At 65.5% G+C, this 15,487-nt stretch carries 17 protein-coding genes; 7 read left to right on the forward strand and 10 right to left on the reverse strand.

Annotation, left to right across the window (positions count from 1 at the left end; genetic code table 11):
* Positions 1-4: 4 nt before the first annotated feature.
* The gene (locus tag RYH74_RS18890; RefSeq protein ID WP_024086600.1) at positions 5-1,027 is read right to left on the reverse strand and encodes an AraC family transcriptional regulator; all 1,023 of its coding nucleotides are present in this window, start codon (positions 1,025-1,027) and stop codon (positions 5-7) included.
* Between the two features lie 57 nt (positions 1,028-1,084).
* Positions 1,085-1,948 (reverse strand): LysR substrate-binding domain-containing protein, encoded by an 864-nt coding sequence (locus RYH74_RS18895; RefSeq protein ID WP_015269648.1) that lies wholly within the window; start codon positions 1,946-1,948, stop codon positions 1,085-1,087.
* 112 nt (positions 1,949-2,060) lie between these two features.
* On the opposite strand from RYH74_RS18895, the gene RYH74_RS18900 reads away from it, so the two are divergent.
* On the forward strand, positions 2,061-3,167 hold the full coding sequence (locus RYH74_RS18900) for a 2-aminoethylphosphonate--pyruvate transaminase (RefSeq protein ID WP_286101370.1): 1,107 nt from the start codon (positions 2,061-2,063) through the stop codon (positions 3,165-3,167).
* A 34-nt stretch (positions 3,168-3,201) separates the two neighbouring features.
* Positions 3,202-4,029, forward strand: coding sequence for a phosphonoacetaldehyde hydrolase (gene phnX, locus RYH74_RS18905; protein ID WP_075044248.1), 828 nt, complete (start codon positions 3,202-3,204; stop codon positions 4,027-4,029).
* A 144-nt stretch (positions 4,030-4,173) separates the two neighbouring features.
* On the opposite strand, the gene RYH74_RS18910 is transcribed toward phnX, so the two are convergent.
* Positions 4,174-5,238 carry an AI-2E family transporter gene (locus tag RYH74_RS18910; protein ID WP_085721153.1) on the reverse strand — a complete coding sequence of 355 codons (1,065 nt, stop codon included), beginning with the start codon at positions 5,236-5,238 and terminating at the stop codon, positions 4,174-4,176.
* 133 nt (positions 5,239-5,371) lie between these two features.
* Here RYH74_RS18910 and yegQ point away from each other — a divergent pair, with 133 nt between their 5' ends.
* Positions 5,372-6,691, forward strand: a complete 1,320-nt coding sequence (gene yegQ, locus RYH74_RS18915; protein WP_025338368.1) for a tRNA 5-hydroxyuridine modification protein YegQ — start codon at positions 5,372-5,374, stop codon at positions 6,689-6,691.
* Between the two features lie 9 nt (positions 6,692-6,700).
* Here yegQ and RYH74_RS18920 read toward each other — a convergent pair whose 3' ends face one another.
* Positions 6,701-7,351 (reverse strand): hypothetical protein, encoded by a 651-nt coding sequence (locus RYH74_RS18920; protein WP_286101369.1) that lies wholly within the window; start codon positions 7,349-7,351, stop codon positions 6,701-6,703.
* A gap of 90 nt (positions 7,352-7,441) precedes the next feature.
* On the opposite strand from RYH74_RS18920, the gene RYH74_RS18925 reads away from it, so the two are divergent.
* The 4 genes from RYH74_RS18925 (at position 7,442) to RYH74_RS18940 (ending at position 9,560) form a co-directional block, all read left to right on the forward strand.
* Positions 7,442-7,606 carry a hypothetical protein gene (locus RYH74_RS18925; RefSeq protein WP_204249915.1) on the forward strand — a complete coding sequence of 55 codons (165 nt, stop codon included), beginning with the start codon at positions 7,442-7,444 and terminating at the stop codon, positions 7,604-7,606.
* An 11-nt stretch (positions 7,607-7,617) separates the two neighbouring features.
* On the forward strand, positions 7,618-8,049 hold the full coding sequence (locus tag RYH74_RS18930) for a DUF411 domain-containing protein (RefSeq protein ID WP_317409912.1): 432 nt from the start codon (positions 7,618-7,620) through the stop codon (positions 8,047-8,049).
* Complete coding sequence (locus RYH74_RS18935) at positions 8,049-8,486, forward strand: YqaA family protein (protein ID WP_013971818.1); 438 nt, start codon at positions 8,049-8,051, stop codon at positions 8,484-8,486. Before RYH74_RS18930 ends, RYH74_RS18935 begins: the two co-directional genes overlap by 1 nt.
* 75 nt (positions 8,487-8,561) lie before the next feature.
* A complete protein-coding gene (locus RYH74_RS18940) occupies positions 8,562-9,560 on the forward strand; it encodes an alpha/beta fold hydrolase (protein ID WP_061551509.1) in 999 nt (332 codons plus the stop codon).
* Positions 9,561-9,735: 175 nt separating this feature from the next.
* Here the strand turns inward: RYH74_RS18940 and RYH74_RS18945 are convergent, their stop codons facing one another.
* From RYH74_RS18945 to RYH74_RS18970, 6 genes are all read right to left on the reverse strand, one after another.
* Complete coding sequence (locus RYH74_RS18945) at positions 9,736-10,317, reverse strand: DinB family protein (protein WP_317409913.1); 582 nt, start codon at positions 10,315-10,317, stop codon at positions 9,736-9,738.
* A 14-nt stretch (positions 10,318-10,331) separates the two neighbouring features.
* Positions 10,332-11,438: a cell division protein ZapE gene (gene zapE / locus RYH74_RS18950; protein ID WP_025338364.1), complete on the reverse strand. Its 1,107-nt coding sequence runs from the start codon at positions 11,436-11,438 to the stop codon at positions 10,332-10,334.
* Between the two features lie 245 nt (positions 11,439-11,683).
* Complete coding sequence (locus RYH74_RS18955; protein WP_317409914.1) at positions 11,684-12,832, reverse strand: PQQ-dependent sugar dehydrogenase; 1,149 nt, start codon at positions 12,830-12,832, stop codon at positions 11,684-11,686.
* A gap of 23 nt (positions 12,833-12,855) precedes the next feature.
* Positions 12,856-13,173, reverse strand: a complete 318-nt coding sequence (locus RYH74_RS18960; RefSeq protein WP_025338362.1) for a hypothetical protein — start codon at positions 13,171-13,173, stop codon at positions 12,856-12,858.
* A gap of 185 nt (positions 13,174-13,358) precedes the next feature.
* On the reverse strand, positions 13,359-14,324 hold the full coding sequence (gene speB, locus RYH74_RS18965) for an agmatinase (protein ID WP_317409915.1): 966 nt from the start codon (positions 14,322-14,324) through the stop codon (positions 13,359-13,361).
* 25 nt (positions 14,325-14,349) lie between these two features.
* Entirely contained in the window at positions 14,350-15,429 is a 1,080-nt protein-coding gene (locus RYH74_RS18970; RefSeq protein WP_085693009.1) for an extracellular solute-binding protein, read from the reverse strand.
* Positions 15,430-15,487 lie beyond the last annotated feature (58 nt).

The raw sequence follows: 15,487 nt of genomic DNA on the forward strand, positions 1-15,487 counted from the left end.
TTCCCTAGCCGCCACTGCCGCGCTTGAGGATCAGCGCACGGTAATGCCCGGGGTTGCAGCCGAACCACTTGCGAAACGCCTTGTAGAACGAACTGCTGTCGGCAAAGCCCAGGCGCTCGGCGATTTCGCCCATGGCCGCGTCTTCCTGGCTCAGCCAGGCAATTGCAAGCTCACGACGCACGCTGTCCTTCAACCCTTGGTAGTTCTGCCCCTCTTCGGCCAGCCGCCGGCGCAGGGTAGAAGGCGACAGGCACAACTGGCGCGCCAGGCTGTCGCCATCGGGCCACTGCCCCGGGTCCAGGCGCAGCAGGTCGGTGCGAATGCGCCGCCCGAGGCTGGCCGGGTCACGGTACTTGACCAGGATGTTGCCCGGCGCCTCGGCCAGAAAGCGCTGCAGTTCTTCTTCGCTGCGCCGCAGCGGCAGCTCGAGGCATTCGGCAGCGATGATCATGCGCGTGCGCGGGCGCTCGAACTGCAGGTTTTCCGAAAACATCACCCGGTAGTCATCGCAGAATGGCGGTTCGGCACAGCGCAGATCGATGGCCAGGATCGGGATACGCCGCCCGGCCAGCCAGCAGGTCACACCGTGCACGATCATCCAGAAGGTGAAATAGGTGAAAGCGCGGCGCGGTGTGTCACGCGGTTCGTTGATGACGATTTCGGCCAGGCCTTGCTGGCGCACCAGGCTTGGCTGCAGGTCTTCAAGCATCAGTGACAGGAACGCCAGCGCGGTTTCCAGGCCGGCGCCCAGGGTTGGCTGGCCCATGCTGGCACGGCACATGAACGCCAGGCTGCCGCTGCGCAGACCGCGCGGGTCCATGGCGAAGAACTCATCGTTGCAGCGCCGCGCCAGCAGACGCCAGAGCCGGGCATAGGACTCGGCGCTGACTCGTGCCGCTGGCAGGTGCAGCTGTTCGACGGCGATACCCGCCCGGGCCAGCAAGCCGGTATCGGGCTCGCCGGCGGGGCAAGTCTGCAACAGCGCTTCGCGCACCAGCTGCATGGAAATGGTGTCTTTCTCGCTCATCGACGGTCCTGTCGGCTCAATGCCGGCCATCTTAGGCCGCCCCGTTGAAAACAGCCATCACAGCCCCGCCGCCAGGCCGAGGAACGCCTGGATCAGGCGCAGCTCACGGCGGCGCTCCAGGCAGCCGATCAGGTGCTGGTTGACCAGGCCGTCACCGGCCAGCGGGCGCGCCACTACCCGCGGGTCATTGGCGACTTCGGTGGACGACACCACGCCAATGCCCAGCTCCGAGGCCACCGCTTCGGTTACCGCCTCGCGACTATCCAGCTCCAGCAGCACCCGAGGTTGCACGGCGGCCTTGCTGCAGGCCTTGTCGAAGGTGCGCCGGGTGGTGGAGCTGGGTTCGCGCAACACCATGATCTGCTGATGCAGCTCAGCCAGCGGCAAATCACCTTCGCCGCTGGCCCAGGCATGCCCCGCCGGCAGCAAGGCGCACAACCGCGACTCGCACAGGTTCTGCAAATGCAGGCCTTTGCGCGGCTCGATCTCGGTCAGCACGGCCACGTCGGCATGTTCGCTGAGCAATGCCGCCAAGGTTTCCTGGGCATTGCCCAGGCGCAGGTTGACGGTAATGCCCGGGTAGCGCTCGCGCAGCAGCGCCAGCATCGGCATGACCCGGTGCGGGCCATCGGCCGCCACCTCCAAGCGCCCGGTCAGCAATTGCCGGTTGGCCTCGAGCATGGCCTGCGCCTCTTCGGCCAGGCCGAACATGGCGCGGGTGATGGCCGCCAGGCGGGTGCCCTCTTCGGTCAACTCCACCCGCCGCGCGGTACGCCGCAGCAAGGTGATCTGGTAGTGCTCCTCCAGCGCCTTCACGTGCCCGGTCACCGCCGGCTGGCTGATGAACAGGCGTGCGGCGGCACGGGTGAAGCTGCCCTCACGGGCGACGGCATCGAAGGCACGCAACTGGAACAGGTTCATATTTATCGGCCTGACTTATAGCTCGGATAACAACAAACAATTTGATTGATGACAGCGCCAATTGCAACCTAGGCCCCGTAGTTTCAGCCCACCGCTTGTGAGGAATAACGGAATGAGCAACGCCCCGATTCTGCTGACCCCCGGTCCCCTGACCACATCAATCCGCACCCGCCAAGCCATGCTGGTGGACTGGGGCTCCTGGGACCGCGACTTCAACCAACTGACTGCCAGTGTCTGCGAGCAACTGCTGGCCATCATCGACGGCAGCGCCAGCCACCACTGCGTGCCCCTGCAAGGCAGCGGCACCTTCGCCGTGGAAGCGGCCATCGGCACCCTGGTGCCGCGTGACGGCAAGGTCCTGGTGCTGATCAATGGCGCCTATGGCCAGCGCCTGGCGAAGATCTGCAAAGTGCTGGGCCGTGCCTACAGCACCTTCGAAACCGCCGAAGACCAGCCGACCACCGCCGCCGACGTCGACCGCCTGCTGGCCGCCGACCCGGCCATCACCCACGTCGCGCTGATCCACTGCGAAACCAGCACCGGCATCCTCAACCCGCTGCCCGAGATCGCCCAGGTGATCAAAGGCCACGGCAAGCGCCTGATCATCGACGCCATGAGCTCGTTCGGCGCACTGCCGATCGATGCCCGCGCCATCCCCTTCGAGGCGCTGATCGCCGCCTCCGGCAAATGCCTGGAAGGGGTACCTGGCATGGGCTTCGTGTTCGCCGAGAAAGCCGCCCTGGCCGCCGCCGAAGGCAACGCCCACTCGCTGGCCATGGACCTGCACGACCAGCACACCTACATGGCCAAGACCGGCCAGTGGCGCTTCACCCCGCCGACCCACGTGGTCGCTGCCCTGCACGAAGCGCTGCAGCAATACAACGAGGAAGGTGGCCTGCCAGCGCGCCACCAGCGCTACGCCGACAACTGCAAGACCTTGCTCGACGGCATGGCCGCCATCGGCCTGCGCAGCTTCCTGCCTGCCGAGATCCAGGCGCCGATCATCGTCACCTTCCACGCACCGAACGATCCCCGCTACCAGTTCAAGGACTTCTACGAGCGGGTCAAGGCCAAGGGCTTCATCCTCTACCCGGGCAAGCTGACCCAGGTGGAAACCTTCCGTGTCGGCTGCATCGGCGTGGTCGGAGCGGATGGCATGCAGGCCGCCGTGAATGCCGTGGCCGAGGTGCTGCGGGAAATGGAAGTGCTGGACATCTGACCCTTTGCCCACCCAATTTCAGGAACAAGCGCACATGAACTACAGCAACCCTACCCAGCTGCAAGCCGCCATCCTTGACTGGGCCGGCACCGTGGTCGACTTCGGTTCCTTCGCCCCGACCCAGATCTTTGTCGAAGCCTTTGCCGAATTCGATGTGCAGGTGTCCATCGAAGAAGCCCGCGGCCCGATGGGCATGGGCAAGTGGGACCACATCCGCACCCTGTGCGATGTGCCGGAAATTGCCGAGCGCTACCGCAAGGTGTTCGGCCGCACCCCGACCGACGATGATGTCACCGCCATCTACAACCGCTTCATGCCGCTGCAGATCGAGAAGATCGCCGTGCACTCGGCGCTGATCCCCGGCGCCCTGGACACCCTCACCGGGCTGCGCCAGGACGGCCTGAAGATCGGCTCTTGCTCGGGCTACCCGAAGGTGGTGATGGACAAGGTGGTGGAGCTGGCCGCGCAGAACGGCTACGTGGCCGACCATGTGGTGGCTACCGACGAAACCCCGAACGGCCGCCCATGGCCGGCCCAGGCCCTGGCCAACGTGATCGCGCTGGGTATCGACGATGTGGCGGCGTGCGTGAAGGTCGACGATACCGTGCCGGGCATTCTCGAAGGCCGCCGTGCCGGCATGTGGACCGTGGCCCTGGTGTGCTCGGGCAATGCCCTGGGGCTGACCTGGGAAGGCTACCGCGCGCTGAGCGCCGAGAAGCTGGAAAGCGAGCGCCAGCGCATCCACACCCTGTTCGCCGGCTCCCGCCCGCACTACCTGATCGACACCATCAACGAACTGCCAGAAGTGATCGCCGACATCAACCGGCGCCTGGCCAAGGGTGAGATGCCGCAGGCCTTCTGACCCGGCTAATGGGGCCGCGTTGCGGCCCTTTCGCGACACAAGGCCGCTCCCACAGGTACAGCGACAATCTTGAGAGCAACGCTGTACCTGTGGGAGCTGGCTTGCCGGCGATGGGCTGCAAAGCAGCCCCATCAAGGCCCGCCCCTACTCCGGCAACTGCACCCGGGGTTTGGTTGCCGCGAAGATCGCCCAACTCGACACGAACAGCGCCGCGATCAATGGCCCAATCACGAAGCCATTGAGCCCGAACACCGCCAGCCCGCCCAGCGTCGACACCAGAATCAGGTAGTCCGGCATGCGCGTGTCCTTGCCCACCAGGATCGGCCGCAACAAGTTGTCCACCAGGCCGATCACCAGCACGCCGAACGCGGTCAGGATCACCCCCGACAAAATCGCACCGGTCAGCAGGAAATACGCCGCCACCGGCGCCCACACGATCCCCGCCCCTACCGCCGGCAACAGCGACAGAAACGCCATCAGCACCGCCCACACCAGCGCACTCGGTATATCCAGCACCCAGAAAATGAAACCACCCAGCGCCCCCTGGGTAATGGCCACCAGCACGTTGCCTTTTACCGTCGCCCGCACCACACGGTTGAACTTCAGCTGCAAACGGCGTTTCTGGTGTTCGGGCAGCGGCACTGCCAGACGCACCTGGCGGGCGACCTCCGCGCCTTCGCGCAGGAAGAAGAACAACAGGTACATCATGATGCCGAAGCTGATCACGAACTCGAACGTGCCCTGCCCGAAGTTGAACGCCTGGCTGGCCAGCACCTGGCTGCCTTGGGTGGCCCATTTGGTGATCTTGTCGCGCAGCCCGTCGAGATTGCCCATGCCCATGCTGTCCAGGCCCTGCTGGGCAAACGCCGGAAGCATGTCCTTGCCGCGCTCGACATAACCGGCAATATCCAGCTCCCCGTGCTCGATGCGCTGGTACAGGGCGGCTCCCTCCTGCACCAGCAGCGCGCTGGTGATGATCACCGGCAGGATCGCCACCAGCAGGCACACCAGCAAGGTGGCCGCCGCAGCCAGGTTGCGCCTTCGGCCGAAACGCAGCAGCAGGTGGCGCTGCAGCGGGGCGAACAGGATGCCGAGTATCACCGCCCAGAAGATCGCACCGTAGTACGGCAGCAGGATCCAGATGAAGGCAATGGTCACCAGCGCCAGCAGTACTGCCAGGGCTTTGTTCTGCAGGGCGGTCTGGTTCATCGCGGGTCCTCGCATGGCTTATGCGTTATTAGTGCGCCGCACCTTGGCAAAAGTGCCGCCATTCCCTTGATGCAAATCAATACGGGCCGTATCTGCCAGCCCTAGCATCCGCGCCTTTTGCTCCGGTGCGCACATGACCCCTATCGCCAAGCCCGAACTGCTGGCCCCCGCCGGCACCCTCAAGACCATGCGCTACGCCTTCGCCTATGGCGCCGACGCGGTCTACGCCGGCCAGCCACGCTACAGCTTGCGGGTGCGCAACAACGAGTTCGACCATGCCAATCTGGCCCTCGGCATCCAGGAGGCGCATGCCTTGGGCAAACGCTTCTACGTGGTGGTCAACATTGCCCCGCACAATGCCAAGCTCAAGACCTTCCTCAAGGACCTGGCGCCGGTGATCGAGATGGCACCGGACGCGCTGATCATGTCCGACCCAGGCCTGATCATGCTGGTACGCCAGCACTTCCCGCAGATGCCGGTGCACCTGTCGGTGCAGGCCAACACGGTCAACTGGGCCAGCGTGCAGTTCTGGCAGCAACTGGGCCTGAGCCGGGTGATCCTGTCGCGCGAGCTGTCGCTCGAAGAGATCGAGGAAATCCGCCAGCAGGTGCCGGAAATGGAGCTGGAGGTGTTCGTCCACGGTGCCCTGTGCATGGCCTACTCCGGCCGTTGCCTGCTGTCGGGCTACCTCAACAAGCGCGATGCCAACCAGGGCAGCTGCACCAACGCTTGCCGCTGGAAGTACGACGCCACCCCGGCCACCGAAAACGCCACTGGCGACATCGTGCGCGAAGTGCAGCCGACGCTGGGCCTGGGTGCACCGACCGAGCAGGTATTCCTGCTGCAGGAAAGCAACCGCCCCGGCACCGAAATGCCGGCGTTCGAAGACGAGCACGGCACCTACATCATGAATGCCAAGGACCTGCGCGCCATCCAGCACGTCGGGCGCCTGGCCGCCATGGGCGTGCACTCGCTGAAGATCGAAGGCCGCACCAAGTCGCACTTCTACTGCGCCCGCGCCGTGCAGTCGTACCGCCAGGCGATCGACGACGCGGTGGCCGGGCGGCCATTCGACCGCTCCCTGATGGACAACCTCGAATCCCTGGCCCAGCGCGGTTACACCGAAGGATTCCTGCGCCGCCACGTGCACGACGAGTACCAGAACTACCAGCGCGGCAACTCGGTGTCCGAGCGCCAGCAGTTCGTTGGCGAGCTGACCGGGGTGCGCGTCGACGGCCTGGCCGAGGTCAAGGTGAAGAACCGCTTCGCCGTGGGCGACCATCTGGAACTGATGACTCCACGCGGCAACTACCACTTCGATCTCGAGCACATGAGCAATGGCCAGCAGCAACCGCTGCAGGTCGCCCCTGGCGATGGCCACACCATCTACCTTCCTGTTCCCGAGCAGGTGCCATTGGCATACGGCCTGCTGATGCGTGACCTGCCAGCTTGAGCGAGGTGGCTAGAGTTCAATCCTGGTAATGGCGCCAAGCCGCCGGTCGCCCAACTCCTTACGAATCTGCTGACGAAAAGCGGCGAAACGTTCCAGGTCAAAACGGTAAACAGTGCCGGTGTTCCATACGACGATGTCACGCTGGGCCTCGCTCCAGAATCCGAAGTCGCGTATTTCCACCGTGGCATTGAAGCGAAACGAATAGACCGCCAGATGGATCTGGCCCTCCTCGTCCTTCTGGCAGGGTGTTATCAGAAACGATGAGGCGACGTCGTTCTGCCAACCAGACTGCAGGAACTTGCTGGCGTGTGCACTGATGCGCAGTTCCTGCATGGATGCGCGCGCCAGTTGGGCCAACAGCGTTGGTGTGCTGCCTGTGCCGATGGGCTCGAGCCTGGTATCGAAATCGTCATGGTCCCTGATGACCTGGGGCGGCAACTCCAGGGCGGCCATCCTTACGCAGCCATGTTTCTCCAGGCGATTGCGGAAGCGGTCGAACCAGCTTTTCCATAGCTCGTCCCGGTCGAGGAAGCGGCTTGCGAACTCATCGGCATGGTCCAGCAACGTTTGCACGTCCTGGCGCTCCTCGTCGGACAGGTTTGGTCCGATGCCGATCAGATTGGTCTTGGAGTACAACAGGCAGTCCAGTGGTAGGGTCATGATCCAGCAGGCTCTCAGATAGGTGAGCCGCACGTTAGCCAGCGTAATGACAGGCCGGCATCCGGAACCACTACCTGGCAGGTAGACTGCTTGCCCAACAAGGCTGGTGAACGGCAACAGGCCGCGCTGCGCCTGAAGGCCGCTTACGCTATGCTGCTGGCCGACCGCTGGATATCGGACCGCCCCTGGGGCCGTAACGACACCGGGCGCGTGCAAGGCACAGGCCTGGTCGCCGGTATCCGCCCACGTTTTTGAAGGAGTGCTTCATGAAGCTGCGTAAACACCTGCTGCCCCTGGGCCTGCTGGCCATCACCGGCCTGGCCCAGGCTGCCGAGACCATCGACGTCTACCGCGACCCCAACTGTGGCTGCTGCAAGGCCTGGATCAGCCACCTGCGCGACAACGGCTTCACCGTCAACGACCATGTCGAGCCGAACATGAGCGAGGTGAAGCAACGCCTGGGCGTGGCGCCACGCCTGGCGTCGTGCCATACCGGGGTGATCGATGGCAAGTTCGTCGAAGGCCACGTACCGGCCGAGCAGGTTCGCCTGCTGGCCAAGCGCAACGACCTCAAGGGCCTGGCCGTGCCGGGCATGCCCATGGGCTCGCCCGGCATGGAAATGGGTGACCACAAGGATGCCTACCAGGTCATCGGCTTGACCCAGGACGGCAAGGACACTGTGGTCGCCAGCTACTGATGCTCAGCCTGTGGGCGCTGTTCCTCAGCGCCTTCGGCGCCGCTACCCTGCTACCGCTGCAATCGGAGGCCGTGCTGGTCGGCCTTTTGCTGCGCCAGCCCGAGGCCTGGGCCACCCTGTTGCTGGTGGCGACCCTGGGCAATGTGCTGGGCTCGGTGGTCAACTGGGTGCTGGGCCGGGCCATCGAGCACCTGCGTGACAAGCGCTGGTTCCCGTTCAGCCCTGCCCAGCTGGAACGCGCGCAACAGCGCTACCAGCGCTGGGGGCAATGGTCGCTGCTGCTCAGCTGGATGCCGGTGATCGGCGACCCGCTGACGCTGATCGCCGGCATCATGCGTGAGCCGTTCTGGCGCTTCCTGCTGCTGGTGACCCTGGCCAAGGCCGGCCGCTATGGGGTGCTGGCGATGATTACCCTGGGCTGGTTTCACGCCTGGTAACACCTTTCACGTCCCGCGTGGTCCACTGGCTGCTACAGTCGCCCCTTCCTACATGGCCCTACACGGAGTGCCCCCATGCTGCGCGCAACCGCCCTGGCTCTGGCCTGCCTCGCCGGCAGTTCGGCCATCGCCGCCGAATCGCCCACCTATGGCCCCCAGCTGGAGGGCTTCAGCTACCCGCATCCGCTCAAGCATTTCGACTTCAAGTCCCAGGGCCAGGCCCTGCAGATGGGCTACATGGACGTACCCGCCCAGGGCCAGGCCAACGGCCACAGCGTGGTGCTGATGCATGGCAAGAACTTCTGCGCCGCCACCTGGGAAACCACCATCGATGCCCTGAGCAAGGCTGGCTACCGAGTCATCGCCCCCGACCAGGTCGGCTTCTGCAGCTCCAGCAAGCCGGCGCACTACCAGTACAGCTTCCAGCAGCTGGCGAGCAACACCCATGCCCTGCTCGAACAGCTGGGGGTGAAGCAAAGCATCGTGCTCGGCCACTCCACCGGCGGCATGCTCGCCACCCGCTATGCGCTGATGTACCCGCAGCAGGTGGAGCGCCTGGCGATGGTCAACCCCATCGGGCTGGAAGACTGGAAAGCCCTGGGCGTGCCCTACCGCACGGTGGACCAGTGGTATGCGCGCGAGCTCAAGCTGGATGCCGAAGGCGTGCGCGAGTATGAGCGCAAGACCTACTACGCCGGGCGCTGGAAGCCGGAGTACGAGCGCTGGGTGCAGATGCTGGTGGGCCTGAACAAGGGGCCGGGGCATGAAGCGGTGGCGTGGAACTCGGCGCTGATCTACGACATGATCTTCACCCAGCCGGTGTACCACGAGTTCAAGGACCTGCAGATGCCCACCCTGCTGCTGATCGGTGACCAGGACACCACAGCCATCGGCAGTGATATCGCGCCGCCGGAGGTGAAAGCGAAGCTGGGCAAGTATGCAGTGCTGGGGCCGCAGGTGGCCAAGCTGATTCCCAAGGGTGAGCTGATTACCTTTGAAGGTATGGGGCATGCGCCGCAGATCGAGGAGCCGGTGCGGTTCAACCGTACGCTGGTGGAATGGTTAGGGCGCTAGATCTGATTTGGGGGCCGCTTTGCGGCCCATCGCCGGCAAGCCAGCTCCCACCTTGACCGCATCAACCTCAAGCTTTGTTCAGCGCCTGTGGAAGCTGCCCTGCTTCTGAACGTAGCGCGGTCGAGGTGGGAGCTGGCTTGCCGGCGATGGGCTGCAAAGCAGCCCCTTTGGCCCGTCACATCTTCCAGACCTGCTCCTCGGTCCAGCCCAGCTCGGCAAAGTCCGCTGCCCGCAACCCCGTCTCTTCCTCACAGAAAAACTCATCCAGCTGGGGCGGCCTCACTGCCGTGTCACTGAGCATCGCATGCACCTGCCCACGGTGATGCACCTGGTGCTCGAACAGGTGCGCCAGCAGCCGCAGCCGTTGCTCGCGCTGTACCCGCTCGGGGCGCACGATGCTCACATAGCGCCCCAGCTCACCATCGCGCAGGCCCCGGCAATAGGCGATCAGCCGGTGATCGGCCTGGGCCTGTTCGGCATGCAGGTCGGTGCAGGTGGCAAACGGCTGTTCGGGGTCGAAGAAGCGCTCGCCGTCAGCGTCGGGCTGCTCGCCACGCTGCTCGCACTCGAGCATGTGCAGGTAGAACCAGTCAACCGTCAGCAGGTGGTTGAGGGTGGCCTTGATCGACGGGAAAAAGCTGCAGCGCGGGGCGACGAATTCGTCCTGGGTCAGTTGCAGGCAGGCCTTGTACAGACGGTGGTTGGCCCAGCCATTGTTGTAGGCCTGGGTCAGCAGATGATGCGACAGCGGCTCCATGGTTCGGCTCCTTTTCAGGCGAAGCGTTGCAGTTGCATCTCCCGTAGCCGGCTCAGGGTCCGTTGGTACGGGAACGCCAGATACCCTTGAGTGTAGAGGGCATCCAGCGGCACCTGTGCCTCCAGGTACAACGCCACCCGGCGGTCGTAGCATTCGTCGACCAGGGCAATGAAGCGGCGCACTGCGTCGTCCTTGGGCGACAGCGCCGGCAGCTCGCGGTCACCCGCCACCACCCGCGCCGCAGCATCCTCGGTGCCCCGGGCAATGCGCCCGGCCCGCTGTTCACCCCCCAGCGCCGGAATGCCCGACACCAGGATGGCCGGGAACCGGTCGCACAGGGCCATGAACTCCATGGCCGCCAGCGGCTGTTCGCACAGGTCGGTGAAGCGGCACCAGATGGCCTGCGCACTGCGCCGCACCACCTGCACCTGCCGGGAGCCGATTGCCAAGGGCTGATCGTGGCCTGCGTCGCCGGGGCTGAGCTGGCGGAACACCTCGCCCAGCTGGCTGGCCTGCCCAGCTTGCGCCACCCAGTAACGCTGGCGCTCGGCGCCGGGGTGCAGGCGGTGGTCCTGCTCGCCAGCTACCGGCAGAACCTGCATGTGCCGCTGGATGGCGGCGATGGCCGGCAGGAAACGCTCGCGGTTGAAGCCGTCGCGGTACAGCTGCTCGGGCGGCTGGTTGGAGGTGGCGACGATCACAACGCCCTGGTCGAACAGTACCTGGAACAGGCGGCCGAGGATGATCGCGTCACCGATGTCGTTGACGAACAGCTCGTCGAAGCACAGCACGCGTATCTGCCCGGCCAGCTCCCCGGCCAGCGCCAGCAGCGGGTCAGCGGTGCCGTTGAGCTGGAACAGGCGCTGGTGGACCCAGGCCATGAAGTGGTGGAAGTGCTGGCGCCGGCTGGATACCCGCAGGCAGTGGTGGAACTGGTCCATCAGCCAGGTCTTGCCGCGGCCGACCGGGCCCCAGAGGTAGATACCCTGGGTGGGGCGGCCCTGTTCGACGGCCTGGAAACAGGCCTGCAAGGCCTCGACGGCGCGGGCCTGGGCGGGGTCGGCGACATAGCCCTGAGTGGTCAGGGCCTGCTGGTAGAGGGAATGGGGATCGATAGCCATGCGGCATTATCTGCACCGGCCTCATCGCCGGCAAGCCAGCTCCCACCTCGACCGCATTGGCCCCAAGCCATGCGCTATCCCTGTGGGAGCTGGCTTGCCGGCGATGAGGCCGGTGCAAGTGACTTTGGCTCAGCTGTCTCCCAATCCAACTTTCAGCAACGTGCCATCCACCGCGGCGCCTGCTTCGCGGCGGTTCGACGCCTCGACACGCCCGCTCCCACAGGGGCCGCGTACAACAGTGGTGATCAAGCGTCGCCCAGGCCTACCTTGAGCAACGCGCCGTCCTTGTCATCGGTCAGCACATACAGGTAGCCATCCGGCCCCACCCGCACATCGCGGATACGCGCCTTCAGCTCACCCAGCAAACGCTCTTCATGCACCACCTTGTCGCCATCCAGTTGCAGGCGGATCAGCTCCTGGGTAGCCAGCGCGCCAATGAACAGGTTGTGATCCCAGGCCTTGAACCTAGGGCTGTCGTAGAAGGCCATGCCGCTGATACCCGGCGACTTCTCCCATACATGGTGCGGGTCGACCATGCCCTGCACATGCTTGCCCTTGGCCTCAGGGATCGGCAGAAGCGAGTAGTTGATGCCGTGGGTCGCAATCGGCCAGCCATAGTTCTTGCCGGGCTCGGGAATGTTGATCTCGTCGCCGCCGCGCGGGCCGTGCTCGTGGGTCCACAGCTTGCCGGTCCACGGGTTGAGTGCGGCGCCTTGCTGGTTGCGGTGGCCGAACGACCAGATCTCCGGCCGCACGTTGTCCTTGCCGACGAAGGGGTTGTCCCTGGGTACTTCGCCGTCCGGCAAGATACGCACGATCTTGCCTTGCAGCTTGTCCAGGTCCTGGGCGGTCGGGCGCTGGTTGTTCTCGCCGAGGGCGATGAACAGGTAGCCGTCGCGGTCGAACACCAGGCGCGAACCGAAGTGGTTGCCCTCCGACAGCTTGGGCTGCTGGCGGAAGATGACGTTGAAGTTTTCCAGCCGGGCGCGGTCCTGGGACAACTGGCCACGGCCGACCGCCGTACCGGCCTTGCCGTCACTGCCTTCTTCGGCGTAGGACAGGTAGACGGTGCGGTCCTTGGCGAACTCCGGCGACAGCACCACATCCAGCAGGCCGCCCTGGCCCTCGGCCCAGACCTTGGGCACACCGCTGATCGGCGGGCCGACCTTGCCTTCGGCATTGACCACCCGCAAGTTGCCAGCGCGCTCGGTGACCAGCATGTCCTTGCCGCCCGGCAGGAACGCCAGGGCCCAAGGATTGCGCAGGCCGTCGGCCACTGTGCTGACGGTCAAGGTGCCTTCTTCACTGCGAAGCTGCTGTTCGGCCGCCGCCTGCGCCAGCAGGGGCAGAAGTGCGGCGGCGGTCAGGGTGACAAGCCAGGGTGCTCGAAGCATGCAGGATTCCTTTCGTAGGGCGCTCATGGCGCGCGCGGGTTGCCGCGGGGTGGTCGGGTGGGCTCCAGGTTCGGGGTTTGCTGCTGGCGGCGCAGGTTGTCGCCATTGCCGATACCGCGGTTGTCCAGGGTGGGCGTGCGCTGGTACGGGTCGGTGGATGGGCCGCGCACGGGAGGTGTGGCCGGCATGCTGCCCTGGCGGCTGTTGGGGTTGGCGCGCTGGATCGGGCTGTTGTAGGGGTTGTTGTTGCCGGCGGCGAGTTGCAAGGGCGGCTCGGGGGCCGCTTGCGCGGGCAGGCACAGCACCAGGCCGAGGGCCAGGATGGGCAATGTCGGGGTCATGCTTCACCTCCTGTACGAAAATGCCGCGCCTGGTGGGTTTGATAGCCTAAGGCGCGAAGGGTTCGCGGCAAAAGTGTGAATGCGGGTGGAGATGATTCCTGATGTTTCAGTATGGGCCCTGGGGGCTGCTACGCAGCCCTTTCGCGACACAAGGCCGCTCCCACAAAGACCCTACGGACGCCGAATTACTGGCCCTTGTCCACCTTGTGCCGCGCCGCATACAGGCACAGCATTTCCATCGCCAGGGTCGCCCCGGCCAGCGCGGTGATGTCGGCATGGTCATAGGCTGGCGCCACCTCCACCAGGTCCATGCCCACCAGGTTGATACCGCGCAGCCCGCCGATGATCTCCAGCGCCTGCACCGTGCTCAGCCCGCCGCACACCGGCGTGCCGGTACCGGGCGCATAGGCCGGGTCGAGGCAGTCGATATCGAAGGTCAGGTACACCGGCCGCTCGCCCACCCGCTGGCGAATCGCCGCGATCACCGCCTCGGTGCCCTCGCGGTGCACCTGGCGGGCGTCGAGGATGGCAAAGCCCTGGCTGTCATCATTGGTGGTGCGCAGGCCGATCTGCACCGAGCTGGCCGGGTCCACCAGGCCTTCGCGGGCAGCATGCCAGAACATGGTGCCGTGGTCGATGCGTTTGCCCTCCTCGTCCGGCCAGGTGTCGCTGTGCGCATCGAAGTGGATCAGCGCCAGCGGGCCATGGCGGCGGGCATGGGCCTTGAGCAGCGGGTAGCTGATGAAGTGGTCGCCACCCAGGGTGAGCATGGCGCAGCCTGCTTCCAGAATATGCGTGGCATGGGCCTCGATGCTGTCCGGTACCGACTGTGGGGTGCCGCTGTCGAAGGCGCAATCGCCATAGTCGATCACCGCCAGGTGGTCGAACGGGTCGAACGCCCACGGCCAGTGCCGGGCCCAGGCCTGCTGCACCGAAGCGGCGCGGATCGCCCGCGGGCCGAAGCGCGCACCGGGGCGGTTGCTGGTGGCAGTATCGAACGGCACACCACTGACCACCACATCGACACCACGCAGGTCGCGGCTGTAGCGGCGGCGAGAGAAACTGGTAATGCCGGCGTAGGTACTTTCCGCAGCGGTGCCATACAGGCTGTCGCGGGTCATGGCCTGGTCGTTGTTTGCGGCTTGCTCCACGGTCGGGCTCCTTTGTCGTTATTGGTTACTGGCGGCTGCGGAACGCGGTCCACAGGCGGTTGCGCTGGCGCAGGTCGGCCAGGGCCATGCTGCGGTCGGCATACAGGCGCTGGCGCACCGCGGCCGACGGGTAGATGTCCGGGTCGTTGCGCACCGCTTCGTCCACCAGCGGCGTGGCCGCCTGGTTGGCGTTGGCGAAGAACAGCGTGTTGGTCAGCGCGGCCACCGACTCGGGCTTTAGCATGAAGGCGATGAACGCCCGCGCGGCCTCGGGGTGCGGGGCGTCCTTGGGGATGACCAGGTTGTCCTGCCATACCAACGTGCCTTCGCGGGGGATGCGGTAGATCAGCTCGAACGGCTTGCCGGCGCGGCGCGCCTGGTCGGCGGCCATCGCCGCATCGCCGTTGTAGGTCAGCGCCAGGCACACGCTGCCATTGGCCAGGTCGCTGATCTGCCGGCCATTGGCGACGTAGCTGATCGACGGCTGCAGCTGGCTCAGCAGGCTCTGCGCGGCGGCCAGGTCGTCCTTGTCCTGGCTGTAAGGGTCCTTGCCCAGGTAGTTCAGGGCCACGCCGATCACCTCCTGGGGCGAGTCGGGCATGGCGATGCCGCAGTCCTTCAGCCGGCTGGCGTACTCGGGCTTGAACAGCAGGTCGAGGCTGTCCAGCGGCACATCCCCCAGGCGTTGGCGCACCGCTTCCACATTCACCCCCAGGCCCAGGGTGCCCCAGGTGTAGGGCACGGCATGGCGGTTGCCGGGGTCGGCCTCGGCGAGCTTGGCCAGCAGGTCCTTGTCGAGGTTGGCATAGCCAGGCATGGCCTGGGGGTCGAGCGGCTGCAGGGCGTTGGCCTTGAGCGCCCGGGCCAGCACGGCCGACGACGGCACCACCACGTCATAGCCGCTGCCACCGGTCAGCAGCTTGGTTTCCAGCACTTCGGTGGTGTCGAAGGTGTCGTAGCGCACCTTGTAGCCGGTTTCCTGCTCGAAGCGCTGGAGAGTTTGCGGGGCGACATAGTCGGCCCAGCTGTAGAGGTTGACGACCTTTTCTTCAGCCTGCAGCGGCAAGGCCAGGACCAGGGACAGCAGGCACAACGATCGACGCATGGCGGACACCTCGGCAAATGGGTGGATGCCGCGAGCATGCCAGCCGGGTTACATTGCA

Source organism: Pseudomonas sp. LSJ-87, assembly GCF_032971465.1.
In the GTDB taxonomy this organism is placed as follows: domain Bacteria; phylum Pseudomonadota; class Gammaproteobacteria; order Pseudomonadales; family Pseudomonadaceae; genus Aquipseudomonas; species Aquipseudomonas putida_Z.

Bases quoted from the DNA above. Each gene is read 5' to 3' on its own strand.
- RYH74_RS18955 (WP_317409914.1), bottom strand. From the start codon at position 12,832: ATGCTTCGAGCACCCTGGCTTGTCACCCTGACCGCCGCCGCACTTCTG.
- RYH74_RS18945 (WP_317409913.1), bottom strand. From the start codon at position 10,317: ATGGAGCCGCTGTCGCATCATCTGCTGACCCAGGCCTACAACAATGGC.
- RYH74_RS18940 (WP_061551509.1), top strand. From the start codon at position 8,562: ATGCTGCGCGCAACCGCCCTGGCTCTGGCCTGCCTCGCCGGCAGTTCG.
- zapE (WP_025338364.1), bottom strand. From the start codon at position 11,438: ATGGCTATCGATCCCCATTCCCTCTACCAGCAGGCCCTGACCACTCAG.
- RYH74_RS18900 (WP_286101370.1), top strand. From the start codon at position 2,061: ATGAGCAACGCCCCGATTCTGCTGACCCCCGGTCCCCTGACCACATCA.
- RYH74_RS18890 (WP_024086600.1), bottom strand. From the start codon at position 1,027: ATGAGCGAGAAAGACACCATTTCCATGCAGCTGGTGCGCGAAGCGCTG.
- RYH74_RS18960 (WP_025338362.1), bottom strand. From the start codon at position 13,173: ATGACCCCGACATTGCCCATCCTGGCCCTCGGCCTGGTGCTGTGCCTG.
- RYH74_RS18910 (WP_085721153.1), bottom strand. From the start codon at position 5,238: ATGAACCAGACCGCCCTGCAGAACAAAGCCCTGGCAGTACTGCTGGCG.
- RYH74_RS18970 (WP_085693009.1), bottom strand. From the start codon at position 15,429: ATGCGTCGATCGTTGTGCCTGCTGTCCCTGGTCCTGGCCTTGCCGCTG.
- RYH74_RS18935 (WP_013971818.1), top strand. From the start codon at position 8,049: ATGCTCAGCCTGTGGGCGCTGTTCCTCAGCGCCTTCGGCGCCGCTACC.
- RYH74_RS18920 (WP_286101369.1), bottom strand. From the start codon at position 7,351: ATGACCCTACCACTGGACTGCCTGTTGTACTCCAAGACCAATCTGATC.
- yegQ (WP_025338368.1), top strand. From the start codon at position 5,372: ATGACCCCTATCGCCAAGCCCGAACTGCTGGCCCCCGCCGGCACCCTC.
- phnX (WP_075044248.1), top strand. From the start codon at position 3,202: ATGAACTACAGCAACCCTACCCAGCTGCAAGCCGCCATCCTTGACTGG.
- RYH74_RS18930 (WP_317409912.1), top strand. From the start codon at position 7,618: ATGAAGCTGCGTAAACACCTGCTGCCCCTGGGCCTGCTGGCCATCACC.
- RYH74_RS18895 (WP_015269648.1), bottom strand. From the start codon at position 1,948: ATGAACCTGTTCCAGTTGCGTGCCTTCGATGCCGTCGCCCGTGAGGGC.